The sequence below is a fragment of the Pelagibius sp. genome, assembly GCF_028289705.1.
GTDB lineage: Bacteria > Pseudomonadota > Alphaproteobacteria > Kiloniellales > Kiloniellaceae > Pelagibius.
Genome location: NZ_JANQOI010000010.1, coordinates 52,453 through 68,166, shown reverse-complemented (window position 1 = coordinate 68,166; position 15,714 = coordinate 52,453). Strand labels below are relative to the sequence as shown.

At 65.9% G+C, this 15,714-nt stretch carries 15 protein-coding genes and 1 pseudogene; 8 read left to right on the top strand and 8 right to left on the bottom strand.

All coding sequences use genetic code 11. From position 1 onward, the window contains the following. Positions 1-217, bottom strand: a pseudogene (locus Q0996_RS00945) (tripartite tricarboxylate transporter substrate binding protein); the annotation flags it as partial. A 242-nt stretch (positions 218-459) separates the two neighbouring features. Between Q0996_RS00945 and Q0996_RS00940 the strand changes: the two are divergent. Next, positions 460-840: a hypothetical protein gene (locus tag Q0996_RS00940; RefSeq protein ID WP_299615056.1), complete on the top strand. Its 381-nt coding sequence runs from the start codon at positions 460-462 to the stop codon at positions 838-840. A gap of 12 nt (positions 841-852) precedes the next feature. Here the strand turns inward: Q0996_RS00940 and Q0996_RS00935 are convergent, their stop codons facing one another. The 4 genes from Q0996_RS00935 to Q0996_RS00920 all read right to left on the bottom strand — a co-directional run bounded on the left by Q0996_RS00935 (position 853) and on the right by Q0996_RS00920 (position 4,135). Continuing rightward, positions 853-2,064 carry a D-alanyl-D-alanine carboxypeptidase family protein gene (locus Q0996_RS00935; RefSeq protein ID WP_299615054.1) on the bottom strand — a complete coding sequence of 404 codons (1,212 nt, stop codon included), beginning with the start codon at positions 2,062-2,064 and terminating at the stop codon, positions 853-855. A gap of 334 nt (positions 2,065-2,398) precedes the next feature. Next, positions 2,399-3,328, bottom strand: coding sequence for a glyoxylate/hydroxypyruvate reductase A (locus Q0996_RS00930; protein ID WP_299615052.1), 930 nt, complete (start codon positions 3,326-3,328; stop codon positions 2,399-2,401). A 4-nt stretch (positions 3,329-3,332) separates the two neighbouring features. Then, positions 3,333-3,455, bottom strand: coding sequence for a hypothetical protein (locus tag Q0996_RS00925; RefSeq protein ID WP_299615050.1), 123 nt, complete (start codon positions 3,453-3,455; stop codon positions 3,333-3,335). Next, entirely contained in the window at positions 3,452-4,135 is a 684-nt protein-coding gene (locus tag Q0996_RS00920; RefSeq protein ID WP_299615048.1) for a TetR/AcrR family transcriptional regulator, read from the bottom strand. The genes Q0996_RS00925 and Q0996_RS00920 overlap by 4 nt, the downstream gene beginning before the upstream one ends. Positions 4,136-4,317: 182 nt before the next feature. Between Q0996_RS00920 and Q0996_RS00915 the strand changes: the two genes are divergently transcribed. The 7 genes from Q0996_RS00915 to Q0996_RS00885 all read left to right on the top strand — a co-directional run bounded on the left by Q0996_RS00915 (position 4,318) and on the right by Q0996_RS00885 (position 12,340). Beyond that, positions 4,318-5,667, top strand: a complete 1,350-nt coding sequence (locus Q0996_RS00915; protein WP_299615046.1) for an NAD(P)-dependent oxidoreductase — start codon at positions 4,318-4,320, stop codon at positions 5,665-5,667. Between the two features lie 38 nt (positions 5,668-5,705). After that, on the top strand, positions 5,706-6,983 hold the full coding sequence (gene preA / locus Q0996_RS00910; protein ID WP_299615044.1) for an NAD-dependent dihydropyrimidine dehydrogenase subunit PreA: 1,278 nt from the start codon (positions 5,706-5,708) through the stop codon (positions 6,981-6,983). 66 nt (positions 6,984-7,049) lie between these two features. Further along, the gene (locus tag Q0996_RS00905; protein ID WP_299615042.1) at positions 7,050-8,288 is read left to right on the top strand and encodes a Zn-dependent hydrolase; all 1,239 of its coding nucleotides are present in this window, start codon (positions 7,050-7,052) and stop codon (positions 8,286-8,288) included. 92 nt (positions 8,289-8,380) lie between these two features. Next, positions 8,381-9,202, top strand: coding sequence for an ABC transporter ATP-binding protein (locus Q0996_RS00900; RefSeq protein WP_299615060.1), 822 nt, complete (start codon positions 8,381-8,383; stop codon positions 9,200-9,202). Then, positions 9,192-10,118: an ABC transporter permease gene (locus Q0996_RS00895; protein WP_299615041.1), complete on the top strand. Its 927-nt coding sequence runs from the start codon at positions 9,192-9,194 to the stop codon at positions 10,116-10,118. Before Q0996_RS00900 ends, Q0996_RS00895 begins: the two co-directional genes overlap by 11 nt. Then, positions 10,115-11,278 (top strand): ABC transporter permease, encoded by a 1,164-nt coding sequence (locus tag Q0996_RS00890; protein ID WP_299615039.1) that lies wholly within the window; start codon positions 10,115-10,117, stop codon positions 11,276-11,278. The genes Q0996_RS00895 and Q0996_RS00890 overlap by 4 nt, the downstream gene beginning before the upstream one ends. Before the next feature lie 60 nt (positions 11,279-11,338). Next, positions 11,339-12,340: an ABC transporter substrate-binding protein gene (locus tag Q0996_RS00885; RefSeq protein ID WP_299615037.1), complete on the top strand. Its 1,002-nt coding sequence runs from the start codon at positions 11,339-11,341 to the stop codon at positions 12,338-12,340. Positions 12,341-12,516: 176 nt separating this feature from the next. On the opposite strand, the gene Q0996_RS00880 is transcribed toward Q0996_RS00885, so the two are convergent. Genes Q0996_RS00880 through Q0996_RS00870 form a run of 3 tightly spaced genes read right to left on the bottom strand, consistent with a single transcriptional unit; the run spans position 12,517 to position 15,709 of the window. Further along, positions 12,517-13,752 (bottom strand): aminotransferase class V-fold PLP-dependent enzyme, encoded by a 1,236-nt coding sequence (locus tag Q0996_RS00880; RefSeq protein ID WP_299615035.1) that lies wholly within the window; start codon positions 13,750-13,752, stop codon positions 12,517-12,519. 2 nt (positions 13,753-13,754) lie between these two features. Then, entirely contained in the window at positions 13,755-14,429 is a 675-nt protein-coding gene (locus Q0996_RS00875) for a hypothetical protein (RefSeq protein WP_299615033.1), read from the bottom strand. Positions 14,430-14,437: 8 nt separating this feature from the next. Beyond that, positions 14,438-15,709 (bottom strand): amidohydrolase family protein, encoded by a 1,272-nt coding sequence (locus Q0996_RS00870; RefSeq protein ID WP_299615031.1) that lies wholly within the window; start codon positions 15,707-15,709, stop codon positions 14,438-14,440. Positions 15,710-15,714 lie beyond the last annotated feature (5 nt).

Below are 15,714 nucleotides of genomic sequence, written 5' to 3'. Positions count from 1 at the left end.
CGCCGGTGCGGTTGACGACGTTGAAGGGCACGCCGAAGTGCTTCTCCAGCATGCTAGCCAGCATGCGGGAGTTGGCGTCGGTGCCGCCGCCGGCGCCCCAGGGAACGACGTAGCTGACCGGCCGCTCCGGCTTCCAGTCGCAGGCGGCCCAGGCCGCCCCGGCTGAGAACAGCGCCGCCGCCGCGGTCGCCAAGATCACTCCGGTCGTGCGAAACATTCGCATGGTTTCCTCCCGCTTGAGATGTCGACTAGGAATGGCCGGGCATGGGCGGTTCTGGTCTGCGCCGCCTGGATGTGGCCACTGATAGGAATGCTAGCCCGCATTTCCAACCACGTCCACGGTCTGGTCGTGTCCGGGCGTCCGGGGCCTGCGTCTTGAACCTTCCGTGCCTTGCACCCGACGGACGAAGGTCCCGGAACGCCGTGGTGGCGTTCGTTCATGCAGAGGAGCGCAAGATCATGAAGAGGTTGTTGAAGATCGCCCTGGCGGTCTCCCTGGCCCTGTCCCTGGCGCCCGAGATCGCCGCAGCGAAGACCTTCAAGAGGTCCGACTACATTTCACAGGACGACATCAATCGGGCCGGCGGTGGCTATCGGCTTGCCGTGAAAGGTCACGGTCATGTCCTGGTCAAGGAGATCCGGCCGCCGCAGGGTTCCGCCAAGCAGTGCATGGTGGACAAGAAGTCCCTGAGCCGCATCGCGGAGATGAAGGTCAAGTCCCAGCCCGCCGTGTTCAAGCCGCAGTGGTTGCGCATGAACCTCTACGTCATCGAGGAGTTCGATATGTGGATCTGCTTCGGCCTGGGTGAAGGCTGCTATATCCTCATCGCCGCGGGTTGATTTTCGTCAAGCTCATCGCCACAGCGCCTGCGGATTGTTGAGGAGTTTCGGCGGCACCGCCAGACAGTAGACTCCCAGGCTCCGCAGGTGCTGGCAGGCCTGGCCGGCGTCCCCCTCCTTGAGTCCGACCAGCAGCGCGCTGTAGCGCTGCGGGCCGGGGCGGGTCTTGGCGATGATCGCCGGATGGCCGTGTTCCACAACCTCCCGCAGGGCCTTGCGGTTCTCGGCGATGGCCGCGCTGGCCTTGGTCTTGTTCATGAAGGAGCCGAAGACCAGGCCCCAGCCCGGCAGAGTGCCGTCGGTGGCGCTGGCGGTGCCAATGGCGGGCGCAGCGGGGCACTTGCGGCCCGGCAGGATGTAGGGCGCGGGGCCGCTCGGTGTGGCGGGCAGCGCTTCGAGATGCGTCGCCGGCTCGGGCGGCGGGGGCGTCTCGAAACCGCTGTCCATCAGCTTGGTCATGCGGGCGTTGCGGACGCCGCTGTTGCGGCCGCCGAGCACCACCCCGATCAGTCGGCGGCCATCGCGCTCGGCCGCGCTCAGGAGGTTGTAGCCGGAGCCACAGGTGAAGCCGGACTTGATGCCCTCGGCACCGGGATAGGCGCGCAGCCAGCCCGTGGTGGTCGGCCGGACCCGCTTTCTGAGGATGAAATGGGGCTTGGCGAAGAAGGCGTAACGTTCCGGGAAGTCGCGGATCACCGCGCGGGCCAGGATCACCATGTCCCGCGCCGTGGTGAACTGGCCCTCGTCCGGCAGGCCCGAGGCGTTGGTGAACACCGTCTGGCTCATGCCCAGCGCCCGCGCCTTGCGGGTCATGGCCTGGGCGAAGGCGGCCTCGCTGCCGCTCACCGCTTCGGCGAGGACCACCGCGGCATCGTTCGCCGAGCGCACGATCATCACCTCCAGCAGCAGCTTCACCCGCACGTTCTTGCCGAGGCCGAGGCCCAGTTTGGTGGGCGGCTGCGCCACCGCGTGTTCGGAGACCGGTACCTTCTGATCGAGGGCCAGGCGGCCCTCGGCCATCGCTTCGAAGACCAGATAGGCGGTCATCACCTTGGTGAGGGAGGCGGGATACCAGAGATGGGTGGCGTTCTCGGCTTCGAGGACGACTCCCGTAGCATCCTCGACCAGCAAAACGGCGGATTTCGGCGGCTTCTGCGCGGCCTGCGCGCTCGCTGCCCAGAGGACCGCGGCGAGCGCGAGCGCAATCCCCCTTAGTCCTCCCATGATTTTCCCCGGGTTCGGCCGTTCTTCCTTGACAAGAAGATAATACGCCCAAAGCGAATCCGGAAGGCTTCCCTCGGAACCGAGTCCGGGAGCGAGGTAAAACTCTTTGAGTCTGGCCCAAGATGAATGGCTCGGTTTCGACGGATTGCTGATCACCGTCTATAACCAAATCGTCACCCTCGGGCTTGTCCCGAGGGTCCATGGAAAGACCGAGACTCGAACCTCAATGGATTGCCGGAACAAGTCCGGCAATGACGATCCAGGAGGGCAGATGGAGACAACCCCGTGACGGACAAGCCTTCATTTCGGGCCAGCTTCTACGAAGCCACGGAACCTAATACCCCTGCGCCAGGTCCACCAGATCGGGGACCGCTTCGCCGGCGCGGAAGCGCTTTATGTTCTCGGCGATCACCTTGGCGCCGGCTTCGGGGTCGATGAGGCTGGCGATGTGGGGCGTCAGCAGGATCTTCGGGTGAGTCCAGAAGGGGTGATCCTCCGGCGGCGGCTCCTCGTGCAGCACGTCCAGGGTGGCGCCGTAGAGGTGGCCCGAGTCCAGGGCGTGAATCAAATCCTCTTCCACCAGATGGCCGCCGCGGCCGACGTTGATGACGCAGGCCTCCTCCGGCAATTGGGCGAAGAGATCCCTGTTCAGGATGCCTTCGGTAGCCGGGGTGAGGGGGAGCAAACAGACCAGGATTTCCGCCTGGGGCAGCAGCTCCGCCAATCCCGCGTCGCCGTGATGGCAGGTGATGCCCTCCAGGCTCTTGGGCCGCCGCGACCAGCCATGGACGTCGAAACCGATGGCGGCCAGGGTGTTGGCCACCGCCGCGCCCATATTGCCGAGGCCGAGCACGGCGACGCGCCGTTCCGGCGCCGGTGGGGTGATGATCTGGTCCCACTCCCTGCGGCCCTGGGCCGCTTGGATGTGGGGCAGGCGGCGGTGAAAACGCAGCACGTGCAGAGCCACGTACTCGCGCATGCGCTGGCGCAGGTCGTCGCCGACGGTGCGGATGATCGGCAGATGAGCCGGCAGTTCCGGGTCCACCAGCACATGGTCGATGCCGGCGCCCATGGACACGATGCACTTCAGGTTGGGAAAGGTCTTGAGGCCGCCGGGCGGCGGCTTCCAGACCACGGCATAGTCCACATCCGCCTTGTCGCCCGGGTCATCCCAGCTGCGGCATTCGATGTCCGGCAAAAGGCCCTGCAGTTTCTCGCACCACCAGTCCGCCCGCGCGGCGCCCACACGTACCACCAAGGTCATGATCTTAATCCGCCGCGTCGAAGGAGTGTTCGCGCAGCTTCGGAAGATGTTCCTTCAGCAGCCAATGAGAGAAATCCTCTGCCGAGCGCTCGCCCCTGCGCTCCAACAGTACCACCGCCTTGATCATGCCTCGCCCTTCTCATAACTGAGGCCGCAGCCCTTCAGCACCATGCGCACGATGGTCTCCGCCGCTTCGTCGTAGTCCCGGGCCGCCAGTTGGCGGCGGCCCACCAGGGCTTCGACCTGGACGTCGAAATCGGCATAGTGCTGGGTTGCGGCCCAAATCACCGAAAACAGATGCACCGGATCGACCGGGTCCATCTTACCGGCTGCCGCCCAGGCGTCCAGGACCGCGGCCTTCTCCTTCACCAGTTTGCGCAGTTCGTTCTTCAGGAAGCTCTCGGTGTGGGGCGCGCCGCGGATCATCTCGTTGGCATAGACCTTGGAGGCGAGGGGCCGTTCGCGGGAGTGGCGGATCTTCGCGCGGATGTAGTCGCCCAGGGCCGTCGCCGGGTTGCCGCTCTCGGTGATCCGGTCCAGTTCCCCCAGCCAGAGGCCCAGAATGTCCTCCAGCACCGCGTGGTAGAGCGCCTCCTTGGTGCCGAAGTAGTAGTGCACGTTGGCCTTGGGCAGCCCGGCCTTCTCGGCGATGGCCGCGGTGGTGGCGCCGCGGTAGCCCTGCTTGGCGAAAACCTCTTCGGCGGCGCTCAGGATGAGGGCCCGGTTGCGGGTGCGAATATGCCCCGGCGCGGTCTCTTCCTTGCCGCCGTTCCCCGGACCTTTTTCCTTTACCGCCGTTTCGGACATTCCCAGCCTCGCTCTTGGCCCCGCAGCGCTCTCTGGCGCCGATTCTTGTTCTTCTACGGTCAAAACCTGACCACTTGGTCAATTTTCGTTGACCGCTTGGTCAAGTCAACGCTACAGTTTTTTGCAAGAGGGACGCAAGACGCCGAAAGAGCGTCTGCGGTCAGACGATCAGGGAGTTTCGCATGGATAACCAACCGGACATCGCGGCCGGGCGCCTGCCGGAGTCCGCCTATGCGGAAAACTTCGGCGACGTTCATCCGCCGCTGGACCGCAAGGCCGCACTGGTCGAATCCAGCCGCTGCTATTTCTGCTACGACGCCCCCTGCATCGAAGCCTGCCCGACAGGCATCGATATCCCGAGCTTCATCCGCAAGATCTCCACCGACAATGTCCGCGGCGCGGCCCAGGACATCCTGCAAGAGAACATCATGGGCGGTGCCTGCGCGCGGGTCTGCCCGACGGAAGTGCTCTGCCAGGAAGCCTGCGTCCGAAACACGCAAGAGCACAAGCCGGTGCAGATCGGCCTGCTGCAGCGCTATGCCACCGACGCGGTGATGGAGGCGGAGAGCCATCCCTTCACCCGGGCCGAACCCAGCGGCAAGACGGTCGCGGTGGTCGGCGCCGGGCCGGCGGGGCTGTCCTGCGCCCACCGCCTGGCCATGCTGGGCCATGACGTCGTGGTCTTCGACGCCAAGGCAAAGGCCGGTGGACTGAACGAGTACGGCATCGCCGCCTACAAGGTGCCGGACGATTTCGCCCACCGCGAGGTGGATTTCATCCTGGAGATCGGCGGCATCGAGATCCGCCACGACCAGGCCCTCGGCAAGGACATCGCCCTGGCCGAGCTGCGGCGGGACTACGACGCCGTCTTTCTGGGCATGGGGCTCGGCGGCGTGCGCGCCCTGAACCTGGAGGGCGAGGACCTGCCGGGGGTGCACAACGCCGTCGACTACATCGCCGAACTGCGCCAGAGCGACGACCTCAGATCGCTGCCGGTGGGTCGCAAGATCGTGGTGATCGGCGGCGGCAACACCGCCATCGACATCGCCGTGCAGACCAAGCGCCTGGGCGCCGAGGACGTCACGCTCGTCTATCGGCGGGGGCCCGAGGCCATGTCGGCGACCCACCACGAGCAGGAGTTCGCTCAGGTCAACGGCGTGAAGATCAAGCACTGGGCCCAGCCGCGCCAACTGCGCGGTGCCCATGGGCGTATCAGCGATGTGGTCTTCGAGTACACCCAGCTCGACGAGAACGGGCGCCTCGCCGGGACCGGCGACGCCTTCAGCCTGCCGGCCGACATGGTGTTCAAGGCCATCGGCCAGGCCATGCTGCCGCTGCCCCAGGCCAATGGCGCCTCGGACCTCTTGGAGATGGACGGTGAGCGGATCGCCGTGAACGAGCAGCGCCAGACCTCGCTGCCCGACGTCTGGGCCGGCGGCGACTGCGTCAAGATCAGCCAGGATCTGACCGTCGCCGCAGTGCAGGACGGCAAGCTGGCCGCCCAGTCCATCGATAGTTTCCTGCGGGGCTGAGGCCCGACGCAGGGTTCGCGAAGGCAAGGAGACGAATTATGGCTGACCTTCGTTGCGACATCGCCGGTGTGAAGTCACCCAATCCCTTCTGGCTGGCCTCGGCGCCGCCCACGGACAAGGAGTACAACGTCGTCCGCGCCTTCAAGGCGGGCTGGGGCGGGGTGGTCTGGAAGACCCTGGGCGAGGACCCGCCCATCGTCAACGTCTCGTCGCGCTATGGCGCCATGAGTTACAACGGCACCCGCATGGCCGGCTTCAACAACATCGAGCTGATCACAGACCGGCCGCTGGACGTGAACCTGCAGGAGATCAAGCAGGTGAAGCGCGACTGGCCGGACCGGGCCATGGTGGTCTCCCTCATGGTGCCCTGCGAGGAGGAGAACTGGCGCAATATCCTCAAACGGGTCGAGGAGACGGAAGCCGACGCGGTGGAGCTGAACTTCGGCTGCCCCCACGGCATGTCGGAGCGCGGCATGGGCTCGGCCGTCGGCCAAGTGCCGGAATACATCGAAATGGTGACCCGCTGGTGCAAGACCCACACCCGCATGCCGGTCTTCGTGAAGCTGACCCCCAATGTCACCAACGTGCTGAGCCCGGCCCGCGCCGCGAAGGCGGGCGGTGCCGATGCGGTTTCCCTGATCAACACCATCAACTCCATCATGTCGGTGGATCTCGACATCATGGCGCCGACGCCCACCGTCGGCGGCAAGGGCAGCCACGGCGGCTACTGCGGCCCGGCGGTGAAGCCCATCGCCATGCACATGGTCGCGGAGATCGCCCGTGACAAGGAGACTGCCGGCCTGCCGATCTCCGGCATCGGCGGCATCGGCAACTGGCGCGACGCGGCGGAGTTCATGAGCCTGGGTGCCGGCTCGGTGCAGGTCTGCACTGCGGCGATGCATAAGGGCTTCAAGATCGTCGAGGACATGATCGACGGGCTCGCCTACTGGATGGACGAGAAGGGCCACCAGACTCTTGACGACTTCCGCGGTGCCGCCGTTCCCAACGTCACCGACTGGCAGTATCTCGACCTCAACTTCGAGACCGTGGCCAGGATCGACCAGGATCTCTGCATCCAGTGCGGGCTCTGCCACATCGCCTGCGAGGACACCTCCCACCAGGCCATCGCCGCCCAGCGGGACAACGGCGCGCGCCGCTATGAGGTGATCGACGCTGAGTGCGTGGGCTGCAACCTCTGCCAGCATGTCTGCCCGGTGGAGGGCTGCATCTCCATGGTCGAGGTGGAGAACGGCAAGGAATACATGAACTGGACCCAGGACCCGCGCAACCCAATGAACCAGAAGGCTGCCGAATAGCGCCGAAGACCAACAGAAAATGCCGGCGACCAGCAGGGGCGGCGGCCGAACGGGGAAGTGACATCGATGACCTTGAAGAATCTGACGGTCGATCAGGACCGCCTGTGGGACAGCCTCATGGAAATGGCGAAGATCGGCCCCGGCGTGGCCGGCGGCAACTGCCGGCTGGCCCTCACGGACTTCGACCGGGAGGGGCGGGACCTCTTCGTGCGCTGGTGCCAGGAGGCCGGCTGCTCCATCACTGTGGACAAGATGGGCAACATCTTCGCGCGCCGGCCCGGCACCGACCCGAGCCTGGCGCCGGTCACCACCGGCAGCCATCTGGACACCCAGCCCACCGGCGGCAAGTTCGATGGCGTGTTCGGCGTGCTGGCGGGCCTGGAGGTGATCCGCACCCTGAACGACCATGCCATCGAGACGACGGCGCCCATCGAGGTCTCGGTCTGGACCAATGAGGAGGGCTCGCGCTTCGCCCCGGCGATGATCTCCTCCGGCGTGTTCGCCGGGGTCTTCGACCTGGACTACGGCCATTCCCGCAGCGACGTCGACGGCAAGACCATCGGCGAGGAACTGGACCGCATCGGCTATCTCGGCGACCAGACGCCGGGCGAGCATCCGATCCGCGCCTTCTTCGAGGCCCACATCGAACAAGGCCCGATCCTGGAGGCCGAGGAGAAGACCATAGGCGTGGTGACCGGCGCCCAGGGCCAGCGCTGGTTCGAAGTGACCCTGACCGGCTCCGAATCCCACGCCGGCACCACGCCGATGAACCGCCGCAAGGACGCCCTGGTCGCCGCTTCCAGGCTGGTGACGGCGATCAACGAGATCGCGCTGGCCCATCCGCCCCATGCGGTGACCACCGTCGGCATGATGCAGGTCAGCCCCAACTCGCGGAACACCATCCCGGGCTCGGTCTTCCTCACCGTCGACCTGCGCCACCCCGACGACGAGACCCTGAGCAAGATGGAAGCGGAACTGCGGGAAGCCTGCGCGGCGATCTGCGATCCCGCCGGGATCACGGCGGAGATCGAGGACATCTGGTATTCGCCCCCCATCGCCTTCAACCCGGACTGTGTCGCCGCCGTGCGCAAGGCCGCCGACGTCGCCGGCTTCGGCAACATGGACATCATCTCCGGCGCCGGCCACGACGCCTGCTACATCAGCCGCGTCGCCCCGACGGCGATGATTTTCGTGCCCTGCGAGGACGGCATCAGCCACAACGAGAGCGAGAGCGCCACGCCAGGCGACCTGGCGGCCGGCTGCAATGTGCTGCTGCACGCCATGCTGGAGCGGGCGAGTGCTTGACCTTTGCCGCCGAAGGGGCCGGAATGGCGGTAACCCCTGCAACTGTGTGGGATAAGGTTGGGGGGATAACGGGGATGGCACTAGAGGCAGTCATGCAGCAGGACGCGGAGGCGCCGCCAGCGGCGAAGGGCACGGCCCGGCCGGTGATCGAGGTCGATAGGCTCTCGCTGACCTTCCAGACCGCTGATGGACCGGTTTACGCCCTCTCCGAAGTGGATCTCACCGTCAATGCCGGCGACTTCGTCTCCTTCATAGGACCGTCGGGCTGCGGCAAGACCACCCTGCTGCGTGTGATCGCCGATCTGGAACGCCAGACCGAGGGCCGGATCAGCGTCAACGGCGCCTCGCCGCAGGAGGCGCGGCTGGCCCGCGCCTACGGCTACGTCTTCCAAGCGCCGGCGCTCTATCCCTGGCGGACGGTGGAGCGCAACGTCATGCTGCCGCTGGAGATCATGGGCATGAGCGGCGCCGAACGGCGGGAACGGGCGGCGCGCTACCTGGAGCTGGTGAACCTCAAGGGCTTCGAAAAGAAATTTCCCTGGCAGCTTTCCGGCGGCATGCAGCAGCGGGTCTCCATCGCCCGCGCGCTCTCCTTCGAGCCCGACCTCTTGCTGATGGACGAGCCCTTCGGCGCCCTCGACGAGATCACCCGTGACCATCTGAACGAGCAGTTGCTGCGCCTCTGGGAGCGCACCGGCAAGACGGTGATCTTCGTCACCCACTCGATCCCCGAGGCGGTCTTCCTCTCCTCCAAGATCGTCGTCATGTCGCCGCGGCCGGGGCGCATCATCGACGTGATCGACTGCAACCTGCCGCCGGACCGCACCCTCGACAGCCGGGAGAGCGGCGCCTTCGCCGACATCGCCCACCGGGTACGCGAAGGCCTGCGCGCGGGACACAGCTATGACGATTGAAGCCGTCGGCTCGGCCCCGCCGGCGACACCCGGGTTGCTGTCCCGGGTCTTCGCCGGGCGCGCCGGGCCACTGACGGTGGTCTGCCTGGCGATCTTTGCGCTCTGGTATGCGGGGACCGTCTGGCTGAACGCGCCGCTTCTGACCGACCGCTATGAGCGGGCAGGGGAGAGCTGGACATTCAGCCGCCTGGTGGACGATGCGATGGCGATGGAGCGGCCGGTGCTGCCGGCGCCCCATCAGGTGGCCGTCGAGCTGAACAAGTCCATCTTCGGGCGCAAGGTCACCTCCAAGCGCAGTCTCGTCTACCATAGCTGGGTCACCCTGTCCTCGACCCTGCTCGGCTTTGCCATGGGCACGGCCCTGGGCATTCTGCTGGCCGTCGGCATCGTCCACGTGAAGACCCTGGACCGCAGTCTCCTGCCCTGGGTCATCGCCTCCCAGACCATTCCGATCCTGGCCATCGCGCCGATGGTCATCGTTGTATTGGGCAACATCGGCTTCACCGGGCTGGTGCCCAAGGCGCTCATCTCCATGTATCTCTGCTTCTTCCCGGTGACCATCGGCATGGTGAAGGGCCTGCGCTCCCCCGACCCGCTGCAGATGGACCTGATGAAGACCTACAGCGCCAGCGGCACCCAGGTGTTCTGGAAGCTGCGCTGGCCCTCCTCGGTGCCGTTTCTTTTCGCCAGCCTGAAGGTGGCTATCGCCATCTCCCTGGTGGGCGCCATCGTCGGCGAACTGCCCACCGGCGCCTCGGCGGGCATCGGCGCGCGCCTGCTGGTGGGTTCCTACTACGGCCAGACCGTCCAGATCTGGGCGGCGCTGCTGACCGCCGCCGCCATGGCCGGCCTGTTGGTCGCCGCGGTCGGCGGCATCGAGCGGCTGGTGCTGCGCCGGACCGGAGCGCGACCATGAACATGCGAAACGCCTGGGCGCAGGAGAGGTCGAGCGTCCTCGCCCTCGTTTTCTTTCTGATCGCGCTCGCCTTTCCCATCGGCCTCAGCATGACGGGGGAGAGCCTCGGCTGGATGGCCGAGCCGGCGCTTCTGCTGGCCTTCGGGGTGGCCGCCATCGCCGCCGCCGGCCAGAGCCTCATGGCGCAAAGCAATCTGGGCAGCGGTATCTTTCTGCTGACCGCCTGCATTGCCGGTGCCTGGGGACCGCTGGCGGCCATCGACCGCCAGTTCGCGGTCCTCGGCGCCGAAGCGCCCCTCGGCCTGCACGGGCCGGGCGTCTGGATCTTCGTCCTCGGCCTCGGGTTCCTCGTCTGGCGGACCCTGGCGGTGCTGTCGGAGGCGGCCGGCCGTCGGAACAGCAAGGGCATCGTGGCCCTGCTGGTCCCGGGCCTGTTCGGCGCCTGGCTGATCTATCTCTGGCAGGTGGGCGTCACCGGTTTCGGCGTGCCTTCGGTGCTGCTGCCCTCGCCGGGGCGGATTGCCGCGGTTTTCATGGCCTCCACCGACACCCTGCAGGCCGATTTCTACCAGACTTTCATCAAGTCGGTGCTCTCCGGCTTTCTCTTCGGCTGCGGCAGCGGTTTCCTGGTGGCGATCCTGGTGGACCGGGTGCCTTTCCTGCAGCGCGGCCTGCTGCCATTGGGCAACTTCGTCTCGGCTCTCCCCATCGTCGGCGTCGCGCCCATCATGGTCATGTGGTTCGGCTTCGACTGGCAGTCCAAGGCCGCCGTGGTGGTGGTGATGACCTTTTTCCCCATGCTGGTGAACACCATCACCGGCCTCCACGCGACCCAGGCGATGGAGCGCGACCTCATGCGCTCCTACGGCGCCAGCTATCTGCAGACCCTGGTGCGGGTGCGCCTGCCCAACGCGCTGCCCTTCATTTTCAACGCCCTGAAGATCAACTCCACCCTTGCGCTGATCGGCGCAATCGTGGCCGAATTCTTCGGTACCCCCATTGTGGGCATGGGTTTTCGCATCTCGACGGAGATCGGCCGCATGAACGTGGAGATGGTCTGGGCGACCATCGCCGTGGCCGCCGTCTCGGGCTCGCTGTTCTACGGCCTTCTGGCCTTGGCGGAGCGGGCGACCACCTTCTGGCATCCCTCCTACCGCTGAGGGACGGGACGCCGACAACAAGCTGATAACAAACAGGGTTCAATGAAGAGGAGAGGCAAGATGAAGAAACTAATTTCCCTGGCGGCAGGCGCGGGGCTGCTGCTGACGGCGGGGGCCGCCGGCGCCGCCGACAAGGTGACCCTCCAGTTGAAGTGGGTGACCCAGGCGCAGTTCGCCGGCTATTTCGTCGCCCAGGAAAAGGGCTACTACGAAGACGCGGGACTGGACGTCACCATCAAGCCCGGCGGGCCGGACATCGCCCCGCCGCAGGTGATCGCCGGCGGCGGCGCCGACGTGATCATCGACTGGATGCCCTCGGCCCTCGCGTCGCGCGAGAAGGGCGTGCCCCTGGTCAACATCGCCCAGGTCTTCAAGAAGTCCGGCATGATGCTGACCTGCCGCAAGGACAGCGGCATCAAGACGCCGGCGGACTTCAAGGGCCGCACCCTCGGCGTCTGGTTCTTCGGCAACGAGTATCCCTTCCTCTCCTGGATGGCCAAACTCGGCCTGCCCACCGAGGGCGGCGACAACGGCGTCACGGTGCTGAAGCAGGGCTTCAACGTCGATCCCATCCTGCAGAAGCAGGCGGACTGTGTTTCGACCATGACCTACAACGAGTACTGGCAGATCATCGACGCCGGGCTCACCGCCGACGACCTCATCGTCTACAAGTACGAGGACCAGGGCGTCGCCACTTTGGAGGACGGGCTCTACGTGCTGGAGGCGAACCTCAAGGACCCGGCTTTCGTCGACAAGATGGCCCGCTTCGTCGCCGCCTCCCTGAAGGGCTGGGACTACGCCAAGAACAACATCAACGAGGCCGCTGACATTGTCCTCGAAAACGACGAGACCGGCGCCCAGACCGAAAAGCACCAGCGGCGCATGATGGGCGAGATCGCCAAGCTGCTGGAGGGCTCCGCCAAGGGCCTCGGCTATCTGGAGCCGGCCGACTACGAGCGCACCGTCGACACCCTGCTCGCCAACGCCTCGACCCCGGTGATCACCAAGAAGCCGGAAGGCGCCTGGACCCACGCGGTCTGGGAGAAAGCCAACGGCATGTAGTCGTTGATCCCAAAGTTCTGGGGCAGGTTGGGGGGAGCGCTTCGGCGCTCCCTCTTTTTTGTGGCCGCCATTCATCCTTCGAGACGGGCCTGCGGCCCTCCTCAGGATGAGGTCATAGCCTCTGTCCTCATGCTGAGGACGTCGCGGAGCGGCCGTCTCGAAGCATGGACGCGCGCTTAAAGCGCCCGATCCAGCGCCACGATCAGCCGCTCGATGTCTTCCGGGCTGGTGTAGTGAACGAAGGAGAGGCGCAGCACGCCGGGGTTCGGCGCGACGCCCATGGCCTCCACCAGACGGTAGGCGTAGAAGTTGCTGACGCAGGCGGCGATCTGTTGTTCGCGCAGGCGCGCCACCACCGCGTCCGCCGGCTTGTTCTTGGGATGGATCGCCACCGTGGGTGCCCGGACCGCCGGGTCGCTGGGTCCCAGGATGCGGATGTCGTTGCGCTGGCGCAGATGATCCAGCAACGGGGCCAGAAGGGCCTTTTCCTGGTCCTCCATCAGGGCATGCACGCGGCGGCCGCGCTCCGCCGGCTCGACCGTGCCATCGCCACTGAAGTGGTGGTCATGGAGGGCGTCGAAGTAGTCGGCGATCCCGGCGGAAGCGGCGATCTGGGCGTGGTCCGGGCCAGCCGGCGTCAGCTTCTTCTTGATCCGATCGGCGTTGAAGAAATGCGCCTGGTTCTCCAGGCGCTCGGCCAGGTCGCGCTTCACGGTCATCAAGCCCTGGTGCGGCCCGTAGGTCTTGTAGAGCGAGAAAAGATAAATGTCGGCGCCCAGCGCCGCCACGTCGGGAAATCCATGGGGCGCATAGGAAACGCCGTCCACGGCGACCACGGCGCCGGCGGCATGGGCCTTCGCGGCGATCTCCGCCACCGGGTTTATATGGCCGACGATATTCGAGCAGTGAGGAAAGGCGACGATGCGGGTCTTCTCGCTGAGAAGCGCATCCAGGTCGGCGGGGTCGAGCTGACCGCTCTCCGGGTCCACCTGCCATTCCCGCACCTCCACGCCGAATTCGGCGAGGCGCCGCCAGGCGCCGGAGTTGGCCTCGTGGTCCTGGTTGGTGACGACGATCTCGTCGCCGGCTTTGAGACCGGGACGAAAGGCCTGAGCCAGGACGTAGGTGTTCATGGTGGTGGAAGGACCGAAGTGCAGCTCGTCCTCGGCAACGTTCAGATAGCGGGCCAGGCGGGTCCGCGTCTCGTCCATCTCCGCACCGCCGCGCTCCGAAGCCGGGAAGGGGCCATAGGGCTGCACCTTAGTCTCCCGGTAGAATCGGGTCAGCCGGTCGATGACCGGCGCGCAGGCATAGGACCCGCCGGCATTCTCGAAAAAGGCCCAGTCCTTCAAGGAAGGCTCGGAGAAAGCGGGAAACTGGGAACGGACGAAGGAGAGGTCGAGGGTAGGCATGGCTAATGGTAGCTCTTACGTTGTTCTGAGAAGTAGGCGTCGAATCGCTCCGGAAAGTCTGTCAGTGGCCGGCTCTCTGAGAAGTATTCGTTGTCGTTGGACCCAACTTCAATGAAGCCTACCCGCGTCTCGACATCGAACTCCCCGAGAAAGTGATCGAGAAACAGATAGGCGATCTGTTGGAAGGCGGTCTTTTCGGCATCGTTGTATCCTTCGATGAACAACAACAGGCCTACCAGATCGCCATCCTTGAACATGGCATAGCGGATCTGTTCGGTACTGATCTCCCGGTCATCCAATCGCAGGGCCATAGCAAAGGCGCGCCGGGGGCGGAACTTCACCCAGATCCAGCGCGGCAACGACGGGGCTTCGGCTGCGAGAGCCTCGACCGCGGGGAAGGAGTCCTTGATGCCACCGGCACTGATGACGAACTCGCGCCGGCCATCCTCGAGCACGGGGCTGAACTCGAAGGTCAGGTTCGGGTCCACCGCCGTCATTTGGCGGCTCAGTTCATCGAATATTGCTTCTTGAGCCTGCTCAAAAGAGAACAGGCGTTCCTCGTTCTTTTGGAACCACTTCCAGAAGCGCATCTCTTTGGATGGTCCGAACATGTCCCCCGCCGGGCTTGGGAATGGCAGGCTCACAATCAGGATTGCAAGCAAAGCGCCACGAAGCATGACAGCTCTTACCGCTTCATGAAATCGATGGCTGCGTTGCCCAGGACCTTGAGCTGGGCCTGTCCCGGCGGGGTTTCGGCGACGACGCGGCCGCGGCGGATGACGGCAAGGCGGACGGGGCGCAGGCGCAGGGCCTCCAGCACGTCGCCGGCCTGGAGGATCACCATGTCGGCGTGGCAGCCGGGGGTCAGGCCGTAGCCCTCCAGCCCCAGGGTCCGGGCGCCGTTGGCGGTGACGGCGGCAAAGCAATGCTTCTGCTCCTCAACCCCGGTCATCAGGCCGACGTGAAGGCCCATGTGGGCCACCTCGATCATGTCGTGGCTACCGAGCGGGTACCAGGGGTCCATGACGCAGTCGTGGCCGAAGGAAACGTTGATGCCCTGGGCCAGCAGTTCCTTCACCCGGGTCATGCCGCGGCGCTTGGGGTAGCTATCGTGGCGGCCCTGGATGGTGATGTTGATGAGGGGATTGGCCACCGCGTTCACCCCTGCCTCGGTCATCAGCGGCATCAGCTTGGAGACGTAGTAGTTGTCCATGGAGTGCATGGAGGTGAGGTGGGAGCCGGCGACCCGCCCCTGTAAGCCAAGCCGCTGGGTCTCGTGGGAGAGGCTTTCGATGTGGCGGGAGTTGGGGTCGTCGGTCTCGTCGCAGTGCATGTCCACCATCAGCCCGCGCTCGGCTGCCACCTCGCAGAGCAGGCGCACGGACTCGGCGCCCTCGGCCATGGTGCGCTCGAAGTGGGGGATGCCGCCGACGATGTCGACGCCCTTGTCGAGGGCGCGGGTCAGGTTCTCTTTGGCGCGGGGGTAACGCAGATAGCCGTCCTGGGGAAAGGCAACGAGTTGCAGGTCGATCACGTCCTTCACCGTCTCCCGCACCTCCAGCAGCGCCTCCACGGCCAGCAGGCGGTCGTCGCAGATGTCGACATGGCTGCGGATGGCGAGGGTCCCTTTGGCGACCGACCAGCGGCAAAGCGCCAAGGCGCGCTCCTTCAGGGCCTCCACCGTCAGCTCCGGCTTCAGCTCGCCCCAGAGCGCGATGCCCTCCAGGAGGGTGCCGCTCTCGTTGAGCCGCGGCAGGCCGAGGCTCAAGGTCGCGTCCATGTGGAAGTGGCTGTCGACGAAGGGCGGGCTCACCAGATGGCCCGCGGCGTCGATCTCCTGGCCGGCCTCGGCCTCGATCCCCGGCGCCACCTCGGCGATGACGCCGTCCTGGACAGCGATGTCGCGGCCGGTCTCACCAGTGGGCAGGGTCGCATTGCGGACGATCAGATCGAGCATGCTGC